Source organism: Luteibacter sp. P4_E6 (assembly GCF_056401535.1).
The window spans coordinates 1-3,007 of the sequence record NZ_JBFUJE010000477.1 but is presented as its reverse complement, the minus strand read 5'-3'; the positions used below and the strand labels follow the sequence as shown (position 1 = coordinate 3,007).

At 65.4% G+C, this 3,007-nt stretch carries 4 protein-coding genes and 1 pseudogene; 1 reads left to right on the top strand and 4 read right to left on the bottom strand.

Annotated elements, in window-relative coordinates; all coding sequences use genetic code 11:
• A pseudogene (locus AC1DT2_RS19480) lies at nucleotides 1–181 on the bottom strand (cyclopropane-fatty-acyl-phospholipid synthase); the annotation flags it as partial.
• A 47-nt stretch (nucleotides 182–228) separates the two neighbouring features.
• Nucleotides 229–618, bottom strand: a complete 390-nt coding sequence (crcB, locus tag AC1DT2_RS19475) for a fluoride efflux transporter CrcB (RefSeq protein WP_063571640.1) — start codon at nucleotides 616–618, stop codon at nucleotides 229–231.
• A 90-nt stretch (nucleotides 619–708) separates the two neighbouring features.
• On the opposite strand from crcB, the gene AC1DT2_RS19470 reads away from it, so the two are divergent.
• Entirely contained in the window at nucleotides 709–1,977 is a 1,269-nt protein-coding gene (locus AC1DT2_RS19470) for a multidrug effflux MFS transporter (protein WP_063571639.1), read from the top strand.
• 102 nt (nucleotides 1,978–2,079) lie between these two features.
• Here AC1DT2_RS19470 and AC1DT2_RS19465 read toward each other — a convergent pair whose 3' ends face one another.
• Both AC1DT2_RS19465 and minE read right to left on the bottom strand, forming a co-directional pair.
• Entirely contained in the window at nucleotides 2,080–2,565 is a 486-nt protein-coding gene (locus tag AC1DT2_RS19465; RefSeq protein WP_213950037.1) for a hypothetical protein, read from the bottom strand.
• Nucleotides 2,562–2,831: a cell division topological specificity factor MinE gene (gene minE, locus AC1DT2_RS19460; RefSeq protein WP_063571637.1), complete on the bottom strand. Its 270-nt coding sequence runs from the start codon at nucleotides 2,829–2,831 to the stop codon at nucleotides 2,562–2,564. The genes AC1DT2_RS19465 and minE overlap by 4 nt, the downstream gene beginning before the upstream one ends.
• Nucleotides 2,832–3,007 lie beyond the last annotated feature (176 nt).

Here is a 3,007-nt window from a genome sequence, read left to right as displayed (position 1 = left end):
CGTCCCACCAGCCKTCCATATAGGCCTCGCCCAGGCCTAGCGAGCCGTGCGCGAATACGCGGGGATAGGTGCGCTCGTCATGCACGACGAGGTCGGTGGGCCGGTTTCCGCCGAGGGTGATGCCGGCCTGTTCCAGCAGGGCCTGCGCCCGTGCCTTGAGAGAAGAAGAATCGTGGCTCATCGATGTGATCCCTGGTGATCCTCTCGCCGCCCCGCGCGGCGTGGCGCTTAAAAGTGCTTCAGTACTCCGCGTGTAATGAAGAGGCCGGCAATCGTCATGGCGATGGAGCCGACCAGGTTTGACCCGATATGCGCGGCGAACCAGCCGTACTGCTCGCGAAGGAGCAAGCCGGTGGCCTCGGCCGAGAAGGTCGAAAAGGTCGTAAGGCCGCCGAGGAATCCGGTGGCGACAAGCAGCCGCGCTTCCATCGGCAAGGCAGTGAAGTGGTCGAACACGCCCAGCGTGACGCCCATGAGCAGGGCGCCGGCAAGATTGGCCGCCAGCGTGCCGAGCGGGAGGTTCGGGAAGAGCGGGTTGAACATGATGGCCAGCCCCCAGCGCAACCAGCAACCGAGTGCGCCGCCGATGCCGACGGCAAGAAAACCGGTGTAACCCACGGCAACTCCTGCGTAGTTCGATGGCACGATTATGGACCGAAACCTTGAAGCTATACTCGCTCAGTCCCCTTGCCACCGCCTTGAAGGTCCATGACCTCCGCGACCCGCGACCTGCGGCGCTACCTGCCGTTCCTGCTGGCGGCCCTGTCCATGATCGGGCCGTTCTCGATCGACGCCATTTTTCCGGGCTTTCCGGATATCGGGCGCGACTTCGGCGTGGGCGAAGTGGCCTTGCAGCAGCTGCTCAGCGTGTATCTGCTTGCCTATGCCGTGATGAGCCTGTTTCACGGCGCCCTGTCGGATGCCTACGGGCGTAAGCCGGTCATCGTGACCGGCATGGCCATCTATGCCGTCGCCTCGGTGGGCGCGGCGATGGCACCGACGTTCGGCTTCCTGCTTGGCTGCCGCATCGTCCAGGGCATGTGCGGCGGCGCGGGCATCGTCATCGGGCGTGCCGTCGTGCGCGACACCATGCAGGGCGAAGAGGCCCAGCGGATGATGTCGAAGGTAATGATGATCTTCGGCGTGGCGCCGGCCATCGCCCCGATCATCGGCGCGTGGTTGCTCGGCATCGATGGCTGGCGGGGCATCTTCTGGGCCCTGGCTGCCTTCACTGTGGCGCTCACGGTGAGTGTGGCGCGCCTGCTGGTCGAATCGCATCCGAAGGAAAAGCGCACGGTGTTCCGACCGCGGCCCTTGTTGCACGGCTACCTGACGATTCTTCGCGACCTGCCGTTCTGGCCGCTGGCGATCGCCAGTTCGATCAACTTCGCTGGTCTGTTCCTTTACATCGCGTCGGCGCCGCAGCTGATCCGTGACCTGCTCCATCTGGGCGCCGATGGCTTCCCCTGGTTGTTTGTCCCGGTCGTCAGCGGCATGGTCTTCGGTGCCTTCGTTTCCGGCCGCGTGGCCGGGCGGGCGAGTGCGGCGCGCACGGTGAACTGGGGTTACGCGGCCATGCTGTCGTCGTGTGCCCTGAACCTGATCCTCGCGCTGACGCTGGACCATCCACGCGTGCCGTGGTCCACCCTGCCACTGGCTCTCTATGGCTGTGGCGTACAACTGGCCTTTCCGACCCTGACCCTGCTCCTGCTCGATCGCTTCCCCGAGCAGCGCGGTGGGGTGTCGTCCGTCCAGGCCTTCGGCAGCCTGATGTTCACGGCCGTCGTCGCCGGCGTACTCTCGCCGGCGCTGTCCGGCAGCATGCTCGCCCTCGCCATCGGCACCACATGCATGTGCCTGATCGGCCTGGCCGCGTGGATCTGTTACGCCACGCTGGAGCGCCGTCGCCTCGCTCGCACGCAGGCTGGCGCCGCTTCGAGCGTCGTGTCGCAGATCGAGCGCAACGAGCCGGGTTAGTCGGGTTGACGGCAGCCCTCGCCTGGCAGGAGCCGGTTCATCGGCGATTGAGAGCTTGCGACGGTCTTGCCCGCTGCCGCGGGATCGCCGATGAATCGGCTCCTACAAGGAACGCGTTGGCAAGCCGCGCTCGCGCAGGAACGCTTGCGCTTCCGGTGCATCCTGCTCGAACCACGCACGCGTTGAACCCAGTCGGTAGGTGTAACCCCAGCGGTCCATGTCTTCCATCAGGCGTGTGGAACCGACGGACGGCAATTGCCCGGCGAGGACGATCTGCAGGTAGCAGGTTGCGTCTTCTTCCTCGATGGAGTCCGTGGCGTCGGTATGCACCAGGGCACGCTTGTCTTCGGGAAGCACGATGAGGTGGCAGGCCTCGTGCAGTAGCGAGTGCACGGGCGTATCGGCACGGGCGTAGACCGTCGTGCCGATGATGCCGGCCTCGGTGTCGCCCCAGAAACTGCCGGGAATGGCGTCGCCATCCGCGACCTCGATGAGCATCAGGCCGTAGCGGGCGAGCAGGACGCGCGGTTCGTCGAAGCCGATGGCGCCGACGCGGAGGACCGCGTCGGCGGGATCGGATACGTTCATGCCGAGGTGGCGGGCTTGCCGTCGGGAAGGGCGACCGAGAGTTCGAGCACCTCGTGACCGCTGTCGCGGTCGAGCGTGACGTTCACGGCATCGACGTCGACATTGACGTACTTGCGGATGACTTCGAGCAGCTCGTTACGCAGCAGCGGCAGGTAGTCGGGACCGCCGCGCGTGGAGCGCTCCTGGGCCACGATGATGCGCAGTCGCTCCTTGGCTACGCCCGCAGTCGCTTCGGGTTTGCGCTTCAGGAAATCGAGAATACCCATGCTCAACCTCCGAAGACGCGCTTGAGGAAGCCCTTCTTGACCGGCTCGACGAAACGTAGCGGAAGCTCGCGACCGAGGATGCGGGCAACCGTATCCTTGTAGGCGAGACCGGCATTGGAGTCGTCGTTGAGAATCACCGGTACGCCGGCATTGGATGCGGCGAGCACGTTTTCCGA